This is a genomic window from Rhodococcus sp. AW25M09, from assembly GCF_000333955.1.
Classification (GTDB): domain Bacteria; phylum Actinomycetota; class Actinomycetes; order Mycobacteriales; family Mycobacteriaceae; genus Rhodococcoides.
The window spans coordinates 130,053-146,833 of the sequence record NZ_CAPS01000072.1 but is presented as its reverse complement, the minus strand read 5'-3'; the positions used below and the strand labels follow the sequence as shown (position 1 = coordinate 146,833).

Annotated in this window: 15 protein-coding genes, 1 tRNA gene and 1 pseudogene; 10 read left to right on the top strand and 7 right to left on the bottom strand. The window is 62.9% G+C overall.

Going from position 1 to position 16,781, the window contains the following annotated elements; genetic code table 11:
* Together RHODMAR_RS14955 and trxA are read left to right on the top strand one after the other, a co-directional pair.
* Window positions 1-823 (top strand): helix-turn-helix domain-containing protein (locus tag RHODMAR_RS14955; RefSeq protein ID WP_042939291.1); only part of this gene is annotated, 823 nt, incomplete at its 5' end.
* Window positions 824-893: 70 nt separating this feature from the next.
* Window positions 894-1,280 (top strand): thioredoxin, encoded by a 387-nt coding sequence (gene trxA, locus RHODMAR_RS14950; RefSeq protein ID WP_008715900.1) that lies wholly within the window; start codon window positions 894-896, stop codon window positions 1,278-1,280.
* Between the two features lie 109 nt (window positions 1,281-1,389).
* Here trxA and polA read toward each other — a convergent pair whose 3' ends face one another.
* Window positions 1,390-4,131, bottom strand: a complete 2,742-nt coding sequence (polA, locus tag RHODMAR_RS14945; protein ID WP_008715899.1) for a DNA polymerase I — start codon at window positions 4,129-4,131, stop codon at window positions 1,390-1,392.
* Between the two features lie 243 nt (window positions 4,132-4,374).
* On the opposite strand from polA, the gene RHODMAR_RS14940 reads away from it, so the two are divergent.
* From RHODMAR_RS14940 to RHODMAR_RS14925, 4 genes are read left to right on the top strand one after another with little or no spacing between them, the layout of a single operon-like run.
* Window positions 4,375-5,727: a branched-chain amino acid ABC transporter permease gene (locus tag RHODMAR_RS14940; RefSeq protein WP_008715898.1), complete on the top strand. Its 1,353-nt coding sequence runs from the start codon at window positions 4,375-4,377 to the stop codon at window positions 5,725-5,727.
* A 7-nt stretch (window positions 5,728-5,734) separates the two neighbouring features.
* A complete protein-coding gene (locus RHODMAR_RS14935) occupies window positions 5,735-6,724 on the top strand; it encodes a branched-chain amino acid ABC transporter permease (protein ID WP_008715897.1) in 990 nt (329 codons plus the stop codon).
* Complete coding sequence (locus RHODMAR_RS14930; protein ID WP_008715896.1) at window positions 6,717-7,811, top strand: ABC transporter ATP-binding protein; 1,095 nt, start codon at window positions 6,717-6,719, stop codon at window positions 7,809-7,811. Before RHODMAR_RS14935 ends, RHODMAR_RS14930 begins: the two co-directional genes overlap by 8 nt.
* A complete protein-coding gene (locus RHODMAR_RS14925; RefSeq protein ID WP_008715895.1) occupies window positions 7,811-8,614 on the top strand; it encodes an ABC transporter ATP-binding protein in 804 nt (267 codons plus the stop codon). The genes RHODMAR_RS14930 and RHODMAR_RS14925 overlap by 1 nt, the downstream gene beginning before the upstream one ends.
* Window positions 8,615-8,758: 144 nt before the next feature.
* Here RHODMAR_RS14925 and RHODMAR_RS14920 read toward each other — a convergent pair whose 3' ends face one another.
* Window positions 8,759-10,087, bottom strand: a complete 1,329-nt coding sequence (locus tag RHODMAR_RS14920) for an ABC transporter substrate-binding protein (protein WP_008715894.1) — start codon at window positions 10,085-10,087, stop codon at window positions 8,759-8,761.
* A 173-nt stretch (window positions 10,088-10,260) separates the two neighbouring features.
* Window positions 10,261-10,893 (bottom strand): ANTAR domain-containing response regulator, encoded by a 633-nt coding sequence (locus RHODMAR_RS14915; protein ID WP_008715892.1) that lies wholly within the window; start codon window positions 10,891-10,893, stop codon window positions 10,261-10,263.
* Window positions 10,894-11,014: 121 nt separating this feature from the next.
* On the opposite strand from RHODMAR_RS14915, the gene RHODMAR_RS14910 reads away from it, so the two are divergent.
* Window positions 11,015-11,091, top strand: a tRNA-Leu gene (locus RHODMAR_RS14910).
* 229 nt (window positions 11,092-11,320) lie between these two features.
* The gene (locus RHODMAR_RS14900; RefSeq protein ID WP_008715891.1) at window positions 11,321-12,052 is read left to right on the top strand and encodes an AAA family ATPase; all 732 of its coding nucleotides are present in this window, start codon (window positions 11,321-11,323) and stop codon (window positions 12,050-12,052) included.
* 14 nt (window positions 12,053-12,066) lie between these two features.
* Here the strand turns inward: RHODMAR_RS14900 and RHODMAR_RS14895 are convergent, their stop codons facing one another.
* Window positions 12,067-13,041 (bottom strand): AraC family transcriptional regulator, encoded by a 975-nt coding sequence (locus RHODMAR_RS14895; RefSeq protein WP_008715890.1) that lies wholly within the window; start codon window positions 13,039-13,041, stop codon window positions 12,067-12,069.
* 169 nt (window positions 13,042-13,210) lie between these two features.
* Here RHODMAR_RS14895 and RHODMAR_RS14890 point away from each other — a divergent pair, with 169 nt between their 5' ends.
* Entirely contained in the window at window positions 13,211-13,702 is a 492-nt protein-coding gene (locus RHODMAR_RS14890; RefSeq protein ID WP_051048036.1) for an anthrone oxygenase family protein, read from the top strand.
* Here RHODMAR_RS14890 and RHODMAR_RS14885 read toward each other — a convergent pair.
* On the bottom strand, window positions 13,678-13,881 hold the full coding sequence (locus RHODMAR_RS14885; RefSeq protein WP_157226107.1) for a hypothetical protein: 204 nt from the start codon (window positions 13,879-13,881) through the stop codon (window positions 13,678-13,680). The two genes, RHODMAR_RS14890 and RHODMAR_RS14885, sit on opposite strands and share 25 nt — an antisense overlap.
* A 57-nt stretch (window positions 13,882-13,938) precedes the next feature.
* Between RHODMAR_RS14885 and RHODMAR_RS14880 the strand changes: the two genes are divergently transcribed.
* Complete coding sequence (locus RHODMAR_RS14880) at window positions 13,939-14,463, top strand: DNA-deoxyinosine glycosylase (protein ID WP_008715888.1); 525 nt, start codon at window positions 13,939-13,941, stop codon at window positions 14,461-14,463.
* On the opposite strand, the pseudogene RHODMAR_RS14875 reads toward RHODMAR_RS14880, so the two are convergent.
* Window positions 14,429-15,300, bottom strand: a pseudogene (locus RHODMAR_RS14875) (acyl-CoA thioesterase). The gene RHODMAR_RS14880 and the pseudogene RHODMAR_RS14875 overlap by 35 nt on opposite strands.
* Before the next feature lie 54 nt (window positions 15,301-15,354).
* Entirely contained in the window at window positions 15,355-16,773 is a 1,419-nt protein-coding gene (gene pyk, locus RHODMAR_RS14870) for a pyruvate kinase (RefSeq protein WP_081606007.1), read from the bottom strand.
* Window positions 16,774-16,781 lie beyond the last annotated feature (8 nt).

Here is a 16,781-nt window from a genome sequence, read left to right as displayed (position 1 = left end):
CCCGCACGATCTCGATCGACTCGACAGCGCGGATCTGATCATTGTCCCGGCCGGTGGCACCGAGGCCGCGATCGACGGCAGCTTCGTGTGCGGAACCGACTACGACGCCTCCATCGAGCCACTGCTGGCCAAACTCCGTGCCGCCGTGGACAGGGGTGCGCTGGTCGCGAGCTTGTGCACCGGCGCGTTCGTCCTCGGCAAGGCCGGATTGCTCGACGGGCGTCCATGCACGACGCATTGGCGACATTCGGCCTCGCTGGCTGCGAAATACCCGCTCGCGCAAGTAGATCCGAATGTTCTGTACGTGGACGCGGGGAACGTTCTGACCAGCGCGGGTACGGCCGCCGGAATCGACCTGTGCCTGCACATCGTGCGCACGTACCAGGGCAGCATCGTAGCCAATGGGATCGCTCGCAGAATGGTCGTCCCGCCGCATCGCGACGGCGGCCAGGCCCAGTTCGTCACCAGTCCCCTACCCGCCACCCACACCGAAACCTTGGCACCATTGCTGGACTGGATGACCGAGAACCTCGACTCCGAACTGACCATCGGTCGATTGGCGGCGCGGGTGAACATGTCGGTGCGAACCTTTGCCCGTAAGTTCGCCGCCGAGACCGGTACCACGCCGGCGCGCTGGCTGAACGACCAACGAGTGCTCGCAGCGCAGCAGTTGCTGGAGAACTCCGATCTGCCGATGGATTCGATCGCCGAACTGGTGGGCTTCGGAAATGCCGCAGCTCTGCGGCAGCACTTCGTGAGATTGCGGTGCACCACGCCGCACTCGTACCGTCGGACGTTCCGAGCCACACCTCAGCCCGTGTGACAGGGCTGGGATGATTCCGGCCGGAACGTGCGTTGACAGAACGAGAAGCGCAATCAACGAAAGGAAGCGCATGGCTACTCAGACCTTGACTCAGCAGAACTTCGACGAGACAGTCACCAACAACGACGTGGTGTTGGTCGATTTCTGGGCATCCTGGTGCGGTCCGTGCCGTCAGTTCGCTCCGACATTCGAGAAGTCCTCCGACGCGCACCCCGACGTCGTGCACGCGAAGGTCGACACCGAGGCCGAGCAAGGACTCGCTGCGGCGGCTCAGATCCAGTCGATCCCGACGATCATGGCGTTCCGCGAGGGCATCCTCGTCTACGCGCAGCCCGGCGCGCTGCCTGCTCCGGCACTCGAAGACCTCGTCGGCCAGATCAAGGCACTCGACATGGACGTCGTGCGCCAGCAGATCGCCGAGCAGACTCCCGCAGCAGAATCTCCCGCAGCAGAGTAGTTCTCGCCGCGCAGTAGTGCGTGCACAGCAACGAACGAAGGGCCGCTCACCATTTCGGTGAGCGGCCCTTCGCTCTTGTCGTGTTTCCGACTCGATGCGCTGGCCCCCGTCAGTGTGCCGCGGCATCCCAGCTGCGACCGGTGCCGACCGAGACTTCCAGCGGCACCGACAGTTCGATGGCCGACGACATCTTGTCGCGTACCAGGGCTTCCACTTCCTCGCGCTCGGACTGGACGACTTCGAGTACCAACTCGTCGTGCACCTGCAGCAGCATTCGCGACTTCAGCGTCGACTCTGCAAGCGACTTGTGCACGTCGATCATCGCCACCTTGATGATGTCGGCGGCAGTGCCCTGAATCGGAGCATTCAACGCGGCCCGCTCGGCAACCTCGCGGCGCTGACGATTGTCGCTGTTCAAGTCCGGCAAGTAACGACGCCTTCCGTACAGCGTCGAGGTATACCCCACCTTGCGCGCTTCCTCGACGGCGTTGCGCAGATAGTCGCGGACGCCGCCGAACCGCGCGAAGTACGCCTCCATCTGCTGCTTCGCCTCCTCGGTGGAGATCTTGAGCTGCGCAGCGAGGCCGAACGCGCTCAGGCCGTAGGCCAATCCGTACGACATCGCCTTCACTCGACGACGCAGTTCGGGGGTGACCTCCTCGATCGGCACGCCGAACGCACGGGAACCGACGAAACTGTGCAGGTCCTCGCCGGTGTTGAATGCCTCGATCAGACCCTCGTCGCCGGAGACGTGCGCCATGATGCGCATCTCGATCTGGCTGTAGTCGGCGGTGAGCAACGTGTCGAAGCCCGCCCCGACCACGAACCCGTCACGGATGTGGCGTCCCGCCTCGTTGCGCACCGGAATGTTCTGCAGATTCGGTTCGGTGGACGACAGCCGGCCGGTGGCTGCAACAGTCTGATTGAACGTGGTGTGGATGCGTTCGTCCTCGGCTACCGATTTGAGCAGGCCATCGACCGTGACCTTCATTCGCGTGGCGTCGCGGTGATCGAGCAGAAACTTCAGGAACGGATGCTCGGTCTTCTCGAACAACCCTTGCAGCGCATCGGCATCCGTGGTGTACCCGGTCTTGGTCTTCTTCGTCTTGGGCATGTCGAGTTCCTCGAACAGCACCACCTGCAACTGTTTCGGCGAGCCGAGGTTGATCTGCTTGTCGATCACGCCGTACGCGGAATTGGCGGCCTCGTCGACCTGCGCGGCGAAACCCGACTGCAACGCGCGCAGGTGATCACCGTCCACGGCGATACCCGTAGCCTCCACCTCGGCCAATACCGTCAGCAGCGGCAGCTCCATTTCGGACAGCAACGTGGTCGATTCGATGGCCGCCAGCTCGGCGTCCAGCGCATCGGCCAGATCGATCACGGCCCGTGCCTTGAGAATCTCGCCCTCGGCGAATGCCGCATCGGCGGTGTCCTCGGCATCGAGCAGCGACATCTGCCCCTCACCCGCATCCTCGACGCGGAGTTCACGCTTGAGGTAGCGCAGTGACAGATCGTCGAGATTGAACGAGCGTTGACCGGGGCGAACGAGGTACGCGGCCAGTGCAGTGTCGGTCGTCAGCCCGTTGAGGGTCCAGCCCCGTCCGCGAACCGCGTGCAGCGCCCACTTGGCCTCGTGCAGCGCCTTGGGTTGCGCCGAATCTCCGAGCCAGGCAGCGAGTGCGCGCTCGTCGGATTCGTCGAGAGCCGTCGTCGTGACGAAAGCGCCCTCTCCGTCGGCCGCGGCAATCGCGACCGAGGTCGCGTCACTGTCGTACGGTCTGCGCGGCCCGAGAATCGATACTCCGCTGCGCCGGCCGTCGGTGACGTGCTCGGACAGCCACGCGGCCAGTTCGCCCGGCGCGACGATTCCGCCCCGAACGTCGAAGCCTTCCTCGGCCTCCGGTTCGACCGACGCGAGAGTGTCGAAGAGCCGATCGCGCAGAATCCGGAACTCGAGGTCGTCGAACAGAGCATGGATCTTTTCGCGATCCCAGGGTGCCAATTCGAGTTGGTCCGGGGTGTAGGGCAACGGCACGTCTCGCACCATTTCCGTCAGTTCACGGTTGAGCACCACGCTGGAGAGATTGGCCCGCAGCGCATCTCCCACTTTGCCCTTGACCTTGTCCACGTTGTCGACCAGAGCGGTGAGTGATCCGTATTCGATGATCCACTTGGTGGCCGTCTTCTCTCCGACGCCTGGAATGCCGGGGAGGTTGTCGCTCGGATCGCCACGCAGAGCAGCGAAATCCGGATACTGGGCCGGCGTCAAGCCGTACTTACCGGCAACCTCGTCCGGGGTGAAGCGGGTGAGGTCCGAGACACCCTTGCGTGGATAGAGGACGGTGACGTTGTCGGTCACCAACTGCAGGGCGTCGCGGTCACCGGTGACCACGAGAACGCGGTAGCCGAGCGCCTCCGCTTGAGTCACCAGAGTGGCGATGATGTCGTCCGCCTCGAACCCCGCCTCTGCCATTACCGGGATGCCCATGGCCCCGAGCACATCCTTGGTGATGTCGACTTGTCCGGCGAACTCGTCGGGGGTCTTGCTGCGGTTGGCCTTGTACTCGGGAAACCGCTCGGCGCGGAAGGTCTGCCGCGAGACATCGAAGGCGGCGGCGATGTGCGTCGGCTTCTCGTCCCTGAGCAGATTGATCAACATCGAGGTGAAGCCGTACACGGCATTGGTGGACTGACCACTGGTGGTCTTGAAGTTGTCTGCAGGCAGCGCGAAAAAAGCACGAAACGCCATCGAGTGGCCGTCGATGAGTAGCAGCGTGGGACGCTGCCCGGCCGCTTTCGCATCGGTCTCGGCTGCGGGCGCTGCACTGTTCTCGGTTACTGGGCTCACGGTTCACCAGTCTAGGTAGCGGCTCCGACAACTCGTAGCCGGATGCTCGCTCCTCGTCGCGATCGCGCTCGCGGCACGCGTCGTGGACCGCGAAACACAACCGATACTTTCCGGAAATCCCAGACGCCGATTTCGCGTCGTTTCTAGGACTAGAGTCCGACAATTGCAGGCAGCCGAATTTTCCGCGGCACAACGACAACCGTCCGGAGGACGTGCGTGGCTCCAATTGTTCGATGGACCAGAATGGTGCAACCACCAAGGTTGCGCGCCAGCTCCGCAGTTCGCCTCTTTCGGCGAACACTTCTTCTTGCAATCCTCAGCGCGATCGCCGCCCTGACGTTCAGCGCTCCGGCTCTGGCGCAGGAACCCACTCCCAGCACCGGACCCGAAACGAGCGCGGAACAAGCCCCGCCCGCAGACGCGGTCAGTGTGGCCGGTTCGTTGAACAACGGCGGTGACCGTTTGGTCGGCGTGGACGTTCAGGCCCTGGACTCGAGTGGTTCCGAGGTCGCCCGCACCACCTCCGAAGCCGCCGGCCGCTGGACACTCGAATTGTCCCCCGGCACATACACGTTCCAGGTCGTCCAGGAAACTCTTCCCGACGGGGTGAGCGTGCAGGGTGAGGTGGAGCGCGATGTGCAGGCGGGACGGTCCAACACCGTCATCTTCTCCTTCGGCGAGTCCCGGACAGCCGCGGACAACCCGTTCTACGAGCAGTTCATTCGTACGACGGTGGACGGTCTGCGCTTCGGACTCGTGATCGCCATTTCCGCAATCGGCCTCAGTTTGATCTTCGGCACCACCGGGTTGACCAACTTCGCGCACGGCGAACTCGTCACCCTCGGCGCGGTGTCGGCCTGGGTCTTCAACGTCAGCATGGGAATTCAGCTGATTCCGGCAACACTGTTGGCCATCGTCGTAGGCGTCGCGATCGGCTGGCTCAACAACGCGCTGATCTGGAGACCGCTACGAAAACGCCGAACCGGACTGATAGCCCAGTTGGTGGTGACGATCGGCCTGTCGATCGCACTGCGCTACCTCATTCTCATCTTCTTCTCGGATCGCTCCGAGCCCTACGACGACTACCAGGCGCAGACACAGAATCAGTGGGGCCCGCTGGCGATCACCGACGTCAACCTCGCCTGCATCATCATCAGCGTCGTCGTTCTGATCGGCGTGGCACTGATGTTGCAGCGCACCAAGATCGGTAAGGCGATGCGAGCCGTGGCGGACAACCGGGACCTCGCAGCCTCGTCGGGAATCAACGTCGAGCGCGTCGTGACCTTCGTCTGGTGCCTGGGTGGCGGACTCGCCGCACTCGGCGGTGTGCTGTTCGGAATGTCCGAACTCGGCGGACGCGTCCAGTGGGAAATGGGCTTCAAGCTGCTACTACTCATGTTCGCCGGCATCACGCTCGGTGGACTCGGAACGGCCTACGGCGCTTTCCTCGGCTGCGTCATCGTGGGCCTTCTCGTGCAGTGGTCCACGCTGGTCATCAATCCCGATCTCAAATACATCGGAGGTCTGCTCGTCTTGATTCTCATCCTGGTCGTTCGTCCTCAGGGCATCCTCGGCTCGCGACAAAGGATCGGGTGACCACGCTATGGACATCATCGGTGCACTTCAGATTTCACTCGCGCAGTTGGTCGGCCCCTCGGCCATCTTCTACGCCATGCTCGCCATCGGACTGAACCTGCATTTCGGCTACGCCGGATTGCTGAACTTCGGACAGATCGGTTTCGCGCTGCTCGGCGGCTACGGCGTCGGCATCATGACGATCACGTACGAGCAACCATTGTGGCTCGGAATCCTGGTGGGTCTCGGTGCGGCCGGGTTGCTCGCTGTCGTACTCGGCATTCCCACTCTTCGACTGCGTGCGGACTATCTCGCGATCGTCACGATCGCCGCCTCGGAGATACTCCGACTGGTCTTTCGATCCACTGCGACGGACTCGGTGACGAAATCCACCAATGGCATCACCGGCTTCGCAGGCCCGTTCACCGACCTGAGCCCATTCGACAGCGGCAAGACCTACAGCTTCTTCGGTGTGAGATTCCTGGGCAACGACCTGTGGTCGATGGTGGTGGGTTGGTCACTCGTCCTGCTCCTCTGCGGGGTCGTCTACCTCCTCACCCACAGTCCGTGGGGTCGTGTCCTCAAGGCCGTGCGAGAAGACGAGGACGCGGCGCGATCGCTGGGCAAGAACGTCTTCGTCTACAAGATGCAGGCACTGGTACTCGGTGGTGTGATCGGCGGCATGGGTGGCGTGTTCAATGCCCTGCAGACTCAGTCGCTCAACCCCGACTTCTATTCGACGGCGCAGACGTTCTTCGCCTTCGGCGCGTTGATTCTCGGCGGGGCCGCGACAGTCTTCGGACCCGTCATCGGTGCCATGCTCTTCTGGTTTCTGCTGTCCATCCCCGATGCGATTCTGCGGCAACTGATCTCCGGTGACGATCCGGTTCTGAATCTCTCCGGAGCTCAGGTCGGTGCCACCCGATTCGTACTCCTGGGAATCCTGATAGCCGTCCTGATGGTGTTCAGACCCCAGGGCATTCTCGGCAACAAGCGAGAGGTTCAACTCAATGCCTGACCTGGACAAGGGCGCTGCCGTGAAGGCAGCACCGAGCAAGAAGGCCAGCACGCTCGAGTCGCGGGCCGCGCAGGCACTGTCGAGCGACCAACGCTCGTCGCTGTTCGCCGGCGTGCCGAACGAGCCCGGCTCGCCCAAGCCCGATGCCACTCTCGTGGTCGACGGAATCTCCCGTACCTTCGGCGGACTGAAAGCCGTCGACGTGGACCACCTGGAAATTCAACGCGGATGCATCACCGGCCTGATCGGTCCCAACGGTGCCGGGAAGACAACGCTGTTCAACCTGCTCACCGGATTCGATCGACCGGATACCGGAACCTGGTCGATGGACGGCCAGGAACTGGGCAAGATGCATCCGCACCAGGTCGCGCGCAAAGGTGTGGTGCGCACATTCCAGCTGACCAAGGCACTGTCCAAACTCACTGTGCTCGACAATGTTCGACTCGGGGCGACGGGTCAGCGCGGCGAACGCATGATCAACACGTTCATGCCGTGGACATGGAAGGCGCAGGAGCGAGACGTCACAGCTCGCGCGCACGAGCTACTCGCTCGTTTCAAGCTCGACGCCAAGGCCGACGACCTGGCCGGCTCACTGTCGGGCGGTCAGCGCAAGCTGCTGGAGATGGCGCGCGCGTTGATGACCGATCCCTCGGTGGTCATGCTCGACGAGCCGATGGCCGGCGTCAATCCGGCTCTGACGCAGTCACTTCTGGGACACATCAAGTCACTACGGGACGACGGCATGACCGTCGTGTTCGTCGAGCACGACATGGACGTCATCCGCGACATCAGCGACTGGGTGGTGGTCATGGCGCAGGGCAGCATCATCGCCGAATCCGCCCCCGAGGAACTGTCCAACAACGGAGCCGTGGTCGACGCATACCTGGGCAGCCACCACGATCAGGCCCTGGAGTTCGACGCCGACGGAAATCCGGTCGGTGCCACGGCCGAACTGGCCGAGGCACTGGCCAAGGGCGAAGCAGAGGAACTCGAGTCCGGAGGTGACTTCGCGGAACCGGAGTTCGTGAGCCCCGAGGCGACCGGCGATACCGAAGGTGGATCTCACCGGGCGAAGGAGGACAACTGATGAGCGAACAGACACTCACACCGGCGGAATTCGCCGCAACACCCGAGGAGCACGCACGCCTCGCCGAGGGCGCTCTACTGCGCGCCGACGGATTGGTGGCGGGTTACATTCCCGGCGTCAACATCCTGAGCGAATGCAACTTCTTTCTCAAAGACGGTGAGATCGTCGGCATCATCGGACCCAACGGAGCCGGAAAGTCGACTCTGCTCAAAACCTTGTTCGGACTCGTCGCCGTCCGCGAAGGCAGTGTGAAGCTCCGCGGTGACAACATCACCTCGGCCGAGGCGCACGTACTGGTCACCAAGGGTGTCGGATATGTTCCACAGACGCAGAACGTGTTTCCGTCGCTGACCATCGAGGAAAACCTCGAAATGGGAATCTATCTGCGTCCCAAGAAGTTCGGTGAGCGCTTCGAATTCGTCAGCGAACTCTTCCCGCTGCTCTCGGACCGACGAAAAGTGAAGGCGGGCGCGCTGTCCGGCGGCGAACGCCAGATGGTGGCCATGGGACGCGCACTGATGATGGAACCCTCGGTACTGCTGCTCGACGAACCGTCGGCCGGACTGTCACCGATGTTCCAGGACGAGGTGTTCATCCGCTGCAAGAAGATCAACGCAGCAGGCGTCTCGATCATCATGGTGGAACAGAACGCTCGTCGTTGCCTGCAGATCTGCGATCGCGGCTACGTGCTCGATCAGGGCCGCAACGCGTACACCGATACCGGTCCGGCGCTGATGAACGATCCGAAGGTGATCGAGCTGTACCTCGGAACTCTGGCGGGAAGCAAGGAGAAGAAGACGTAGGTCTCCTTCGGAAACGAAAGCCCCGGTTCGACTTCTCGTCGAATCGGGGCTTTCGTTCGTGGATCGCGACGCGCGCACCACACGACACTGGGCCCGAGTCCCCATCGAGGACTCGGGCCCAGTGTCGTGTGTGCGGGCTACAGATCACTCACCGACGACGATGTATCCGTCCGTCGTCAGAGTGTTGTCCGGTCCGAAGACCAGGTTGCCGTACGAGCCGGTGGCGGGCTCGCCTGCGTCACTGAAGTTCAACGTACCGGTGATGCCGTCGTAGTCGATATCGGTACCGGCCTGAACCAGCGGGAGGCATTCCGCGTAGTTCGTGCACTTGGTGCCGCCCTTGGTCACGCTGTTGATGTTCGCAGCGATATCCGTGCCTGCCGTCGACTTGGCCTGCTCGGCGGCGAGCGCCGAGATGACCACCGCGTCATAGGACTCACCGGCGTAGTTGAAGTCCACCAACGCCGGGTCGATCACCTTGAGGCGGTCCTGGAATCCGGTGCCGACATCGGTCAACGGAGTCGTGCCGCGCATCGTATCGAGCAGACCCGGAGCCACTGCTTCGCCCAGAGCGTTGCCCATGTTGCCGTCCACGCCGTAGACGAGAGTGCCGTCCGACGGTCCGATGCCGACCTCGTGCATCCGCGTGATGATCTTCGCGGACTCCTCGAAGCCGATCACGGCTACCGCATCAGGATTGAAGGTCTTCACACCGTCGACCTCGGCGTTGAACGACTGCGCGTTGGGGTCGTAGATGGTCGTCTGGATCTGATCCGACGGGATTCCGGCATCTTCGAGGTTCTTGGCCGTATTGGCTGCGAGGCCCGTGCCGTACGGGTCGTTCAGGGCAAGAATCGCGACCCGCTGTGCACCGTCGTTCGCAATGAGCTGCGAGAGGGCCTGAGCCTGCAGCACGTCGGTGGGAGCGGTACGGAAGTACTGACCCTTGTCCGGGTAGCAAACGAACTGATCGGACGTGTTGGCCGGGGAGAACTGCACAACGCCCGCAGTCGCGATCTTCTCGATCACCTGAAGGGACACCGCTGACGACGCCGCACCGACGATCACATTCGAGCCGCCGGCAAGCAGTCGGTCGACCGTGGTGTTGGCGGTATCGGTGGTCGTGTCTCCTGAGTCACCCGGGATGAGTGTGACCGGCTGGGCGAGGACGCCGCCGGCCTCGTTGACGTCGTTGACGGCCAGCTGGACGCCGGCGATCTCGGGCGGGCCGAGGAAGGCCAGTGTTCCGGTCTCGGGAAGCAACGTTCCGACCACCAACGGCGAAGTATCCGGTGTGGCCCCTGCGGTTGCCTGCTCGGGCGTGCAGTCGGTCGACACTGTCTCGGCGGCCGACGTGCCGCCGGCACTGGCGGAGTCGCTCGAGCTGGAGTCGTCGCTCGACGAACAGCCGAACAGTGCGAGCGAGGTGACGCTCAGCACCGCAGCCGTGCGGACATAGGTCCGAATTGCCATCTAGGTTCTCCTTGAAATTGCTCGTCGATGAAGCGCACCTGAGGAACATGTGGCTCACGTGTGGATCAGACGGTAATGCTCGAAGCTGATTCGCAAGGCCTAGAACGACGCTCGTGACCTGACTGTGACCTAGGGGGCCGAAGTTTTACGTGGCCGTAGCTTTCGCGGTGCGATCAGCTCTCTGCCGCAGGCTTGTTCGCAGGCGTACCGAGCGTCTCGATCACGACCTCGGCAACGGCCTTCATCGTGGTTCGGCGATCCATCGCGGCTCGCTGAATCCACTTGAACGCCTGTGGTTCTGTGAGCGATTGCGAATCCATGAGGATTCCCTTCGCCTTCTCGATCAACTTGCGTGTCTCGAGCCGATCCTGCAGATCCGCGATCTCGGATTCGAGGGCGGAGATCTCACTGAAACGACTGGCCGCCAACTCCACCGCAGGCATCAGATCGGCTTTGGTGAACGGCTTGACCAGATACGCCATCGCACCGGCATCCCGGGCCTTCTCCACGAGCTCGCGTTGACTGAACGCGGTCAGAATGACAACTGGCGCGATGCGCTTCTCGGCGATCTCCGACGCCGCGTCGATACCGTCGCGGCGGGGCATCTTGACGTCCATGATGACCAGATCGGGAATTAGTTCGATGGTCAGTTCCACCGCCTGCTGCCCGTCGGCCGCCTCCCCGACCACGTCGTAGCCTTCCTCGCGGAGCATCTCCACAAGATCTAGTCGGATCAGGGACTCGTCCTCTGCCACCACCACGCGAAGCGGGGGCTTGCCAGTACCGTGCGCACCAGGAGCGTTCATCTGTATCGGTCTCCTTTGACAGTCATTGCCCATCAGGGCCGTCGAGCAACTGAAGGGTACCGGTGCGCGCCCCCGAAAGCGCATCTTCTAAACTCGTCAATCGTTGCTCAGAAGTACGCCAGCCCTCGTATCCCAATTGGCAGAGGAAACGGATTCAAAACCCGTCCAGTGTGAGTTCGAGTCTCACCGAGGGCACCACAGCAACATGTCGGTAACTGTCGCCGACAATCGCGCCTACAGTGGAGTGATGTACATACCCAGCAGTCTTCGATGCCATGACACCAGCGCGGGCAGTTTGTGCGCGCACAAAGTCGACCATCGCTTCGGGGATTCGCCGGACCAGTCCGCAGAGTGGGTGTTCTACACCTGCAGCGCCGACTCCGCCCATGAGACCGGCTACGTCGATCGCCTGGTCACTGCCTGAATCATGTTCGTAGAGCGCGCCTTCGTTCCCGCCGATGCGGCAGGCCCGGACTGGCCATTCACCGTGCCTGCAGTTGCCGACCTTGCTCGCGACGGACTCGAATTCCTGGCGCCCGTCACAATTCTGGTCGGCGACAACGGCTCCGGTAAATCGACTCTCGTCGAGGCGATCGCGGAAGGCTTCGGGATCGACGCCAGAGGTGGACGAGCGGCGCAACAGTCGCGTCGATTCGATGAGGTGACCAGCGCTCTGGGCGAGGCACTCGAACTCGAGACCACTCCACGGGGTGCGCGGATGCTTCGGGGCCCGAGAACGCAGAAGCGCGGATTCTTCCTGCGCGCCGAGACCGCGTTCGAGATGGCCGAAAATCTCGCGGGAGTGCCAGGCTACTGGGACGAGAACACCGCCGAGATGAGTCACGGCGAAGGCTTTCTGACCATGTTCGGTGCAATGTTGACCGAGCCCGGTTTCTACGTTCTGGACGAACCCGAATCAGCCCTGTCGTTCACTGCGTGCCTGCAGTTGGTGGCGTTGATGTCCGAGCTCGGCGACGAGGGAGCGCAGATCGTCTGTGCCACGCACTCACCGATCCTGGCGTCCACGCCCGGCGCAGACATCGTCGAAGTGGGCGAACACGGTCTACGCCGAAGCACCTGGGAAGAACTGGAATTGGTACAGCACTGGCGTCGCTACTTGGGCGACCCGAACAGCTACCTCCGCCACTTGCTGGACTGACCGACCCCATTCACTCACCCTGCCGTCATCGACGCATCCTGACGACGACGCACCCGGCCCGGGGACATCCCGGTTTCGCGTTTGAATGCCTTCCCGAACGCCGCCTCGGAGAGATACCCACTACGTCTTGCCAGTTCGGCCAGCGACACATCGCCGGACCGAAGACTGTCGTGTGCGAGCTGCATTCGCCACGTCGACAGATAGCGCATCACCGATTCACCGACCAGCTCGGTGAATCGAGCCGAGAAAGCCGAGCGAGACATCTTCACCTCGGTAGCCAAGGCAGCAACCGTCCACTGCGCGTCCGGGTTTCGATGGATGAGGGCCAGCGCCGAGCCGATCCGAGTATCCGCGAGCGCGCCGAGCCAGCCGGACCGGGCCCGCTCGTCGTCGGCCATCCACGACCGAAGGGCCTGGATCACCAACACATCGGACAGTCTGGTGATGACCGCTTCTCCCCCGGGCTCCAGTGTGGTCGCCTCGTCGGCCACCATGGCCAGTAGCGATTGCATCCGCGACTGCCGCGGACCGGAGTCTGCCTCGACGACGACGAGTGCAGGCAACACACCGATGAGCTGTTGCGCTGCAGGATGATCCATTCGCACTGCGCCGCATACGAGCGTCACACCCGCTCCTCCACTGCCGCTTCGGATCACCGCGTATCGATCGCTGATGTAGTCGTGCGGAAAGTCGTAGACGATCGGCGCACGCGCTGCAGCATCGTCATCGCTCGCGAGCACGTGCCCCCGGCCGTGCGGAACCAGAGCGAAGTCACCGGGGACCAGATCGCGAACCGGGACACCGGGCACCGACAAACGACACCTGCCGCTGACGACGGTATGGAACCAGAGCGCGTCCTCCATCGCCGGCAACTCCATGCCCCATGATCCGGACAGCTCGGACCTGCAATAGAAGGATCCGGTCATGCGCAGAAAGTGCAGCGCCTCCCCGAGGGGGTCAGACGATTTCCAGGGGTCGACTCCACGCATGGATCGATCGTCCCACAGCGTGGACGATCGGACATCTTTTCGAGCTGATCGGCCATTGTTCATCCAGATCCGAACCTACAGAGTGGATGAGGTAGCAACACGAACCGAACGGAAGGAACGACACCATGATCACGATTCTGGGAGCGACCGGTGGAGCCGGATACCTGTCATGATCGATCGAATCGCCTCCGCGTCAACCTTTGTCGGAGCTATCGGATCCGCGTTGATGGCAGGCGTGCTGCTGGCCTTCTCGATCAGCGTGCTGCCCGGACTGAAGACTCTTCCGGTTCCGGTCGCGATGTCTTCGATGCAAAGTGCCAACGCGGCTATCCTCAACCCGCTGTTTCTGATCCTGTTCATGGGGACGGCACTGTCCTGCGTGGTGGCCGCTGCGGCGACTCCGTTCACCGACGGCGGCCGCTCGGCGCTGATCATCACGGGCGCGGTCTTGTATGTGGTGGGCTGCTTCGCAGTGACGGTCATGCTGAACGTCCCACTCAACGACGCATTGGCAGCAGCCGATTCGACCACGGCGACCGGAGCGGCGACCTGGGAAAAATTCGCCACCGAATGGGTTCTGTGGAACAACGTGCGTATCGCCGCCGCGACTGCGGCCTGCGCCGTCCTGATCCTCGGTCAGGGCAGATCGGCACTGGGCTGATCGGATACCGAATCCTGGTGGCGCTTCCGGATTTCCTCCTCGAACCGCGCGATGAGATGGTCGGTGTCGGCAGTCGAGACGTCCCGGGCACCTTCGTCCATCGCTGCGTCACGTCCCCGGCGCAGTGCACCGAGTTCGGCTTCGAGTTCGTTGTTGTCGAGTACACGTGGATCCAACATGACCTCCATTGTGGTCCCCCGTCCGAGGCCCCCGCGGGGATTTGCTGTAATCGCGCAATGAACGTCGTACACAGCTTCGCACCGATCGTGGACCGGAGTGCCACTGTCCTCGTTCTCGGTTCGATGCCCGGAATCGCGTCACTTGCCGCCCAGCAGTACTACGCCCATCCGCGAAATGCGTTCTGGCCGATCATGGGAACACTGTTCGGTGCCGGCCCCGAGCTCGCGTACGACGCACGAACCGCGCGACTTCTCAGCCACGAGATCGCCGTGTGGGACGTCCTGAAGCTCTGCACACGCGAGGGAAGCCTGGACTCTGCGATCGTCGAATCATCAATCGTCACAAACGATTTCGGCCGACTGTTCGCCGACTACCCGGATATCGACAGGGTATTCTTCAACGGAGCCAAGGCGGCCGACAGCTACCGACGGTACGTGGAGAAGGCAGTGCCCCTCCCCCACGTGCAGTTCGCCCGACTGCCATCGACCAGCCCTGCGCACGCCTCCCTGAACCTGGATGCGAAAACGCAGGCCTGGTCGGCTGCGCTCAGGCCCGGACCCGCTTCGGGAAGTGCCGAATGAGACCTTCCTGCACGACCGTGGCCAGCAGTTGACCGTCCATCGAGAAGAAGCGGCCGGTGGCCAGACCACGTGAACCGGCAGCGACGGGCGATTCGGTGGCGTAGAGGGCCCATTCGTCGAACCGGAAGGGTCGGTGGAACCAGATCGAATGGTTCACCGTTGCGGCGACGATGCGATCGAGTCCCCACGAAAGCCCGTGAGTGGTGATGATCGAATCGAGCACGGTGGTGTCGGACGCATAACCCATGGTCGCGGCGTGGAAGATCGACGCGTCGGGCAGATCCCCGTCGGCCTTCATCCAGACGCGATTGTGATTGAGCTTCTCACCGGTGCCGTGCATGATCCACGCCGGATCGTTCGCATAGCGCATGTCGATCGGCTTGAGGGCGTCGACGAACATCTGCAGTCGATCCTCGTAACCGACGAAGTGATCGCCGAGTGGCGGCAGCGCGTCGGGGTACGGAACCTCCGGCACTTCGACGCTGTGCTCGAGGCCTGTGCCGAAATCCTGGAACGCTGCGAGCATGACGAACAGCTCGTTACCATCCTGCACGGCTGTGACCTGGCGGTTGGCGAATGCTCGGCCGTCGCGCTGACGAGACACCCGGTACTCGATGGGCTTCTTGACGTCACCACCACGGATGAAGTGCGCGTTGATCGCGTGAACATCGCGCGAAGTACCGGTCACGGTGCGGCCGGCCGCGATCAGGCCTTGAGCCACGAGTTGCCCCCCGAACGTTCGGCTCCCCACCTGCTCGGGGTGAACACCGACGAACACATCCTCCTCGATCTCCTCGAGTGCGAGAGATCGAGGAGTGTCTCGAGATCGGTCTTCACTGCTGTACTGCTCGGCGTGCTGTCGCTGACGCCGGTTCCCCCCGCTTCGACCACTTACCGGTCCTCTTCTCCGATTCGGTGCACATGGATCAAGTTGGTCGAGCCTACTGTGCCGGGAGGGGCACCGGCCACGATCACGACCTGATCACCCTTGTTGTACCGACCGAGTTCGAGCAGCGCCTTGTCGACCTCTTTGACCATCGCGTCCGTGGACCCGACGTCGGGAACGAGGAATGTCTCGGTTCCCCAGCTCAGCGACAACTGGCTGCGCACCTCGGAGATGGAGGTGAACGCAAGCAGCGGCAGCTTGGTGTGCAGTCGAGCCAACCGACGAACGGTGTCGCCCGACTGAGTGAAGGCAACGAGGGCCTTCGCGTCCAGACGCTCACCGATGTCGCGAGCCGCGTAGGAGATCACGCCGCGCTTGGTGCGCGGAACGTGGGTCAGCGGCGGAACACTGTCGCCCTCGGTCTCGACCGTCTCGACGATGCGAGCCATGGTCCGCACCGTTTCCATGACGTACTTGCCGACCGAGGTCTCGCCGGAGAGCATGACCGCGTCGGTGCCGTCGAGCACCGCGTTGGCGACGTCGGACGCCTCGGCGCGCGTGGGACGAGAATTCTCGATCATCGATTCGAGCATCTGGGTCGCGACGATGACGGGCTTGGCGTTGGCGCGGGCGATCTGAATGGCGCGCTTCTGCACCAGCGGCACCTGCTCGAGGGGCAACTCGACGCCGAGGTCACCACGAGCGACCATGATCGCGTCGAACGCGAGCACGATGGCTTCGAGGTTGTCGACCGCTTCGGGCTTCTCCAGCTTGGCGATGACGGGAACTCGCCGGCCGACTCGGTCCATCACGGCGTGCACGAGTTCGACGTCCGCGGGCGAGCGCACGAAGGACAGCGCGATGAAGTCGCAACCGAGAGCGAGGGCGAACTCGAGATCGGCGATGTCCTTCTCGCTCATGGCGGGAACGGACACATCCATTCCGGGTAGCGAGACGCCCTTGTTGTTGCTGACCGGTCCACCCTCGGTGACACGGCACAGCACGTCGTTGCCTTCGACGCCGGTCACCACGAGGCCTACCTTGCCGTCGTCGACGAGAAGACGGTCGCCTTCCCTGGCGTCCTGCGCCAGCTCCTTGTAGGTGGTCGACACCCGGTCGTGCGTGCCTTCGCACTCCTCGACGGTGATGCGGATGAGCTCACCGCTCGCCCAGGTGGTCGAGCCCTCGGCAAAGCGACCGAGGCGAATCTTCGGCCCCTGCAGGTCGGCCAGAATGCCCACGGCTTTGCCGGTGGCGTCCGACGCTGCTCGGACCCTCTCGTAGTTGGCCTGGTGATCGGGATGATCACCATGGCTGAAGTTCAGTCGTGCGACATCCATTCCACTCTCGACGAGTTCGCGGATGCGCTCTGTGGTTGCGGTTGCGGGTCCAAGGGTGCAGACAATCTTCGTACGTCGGCTCACGAAAGTGA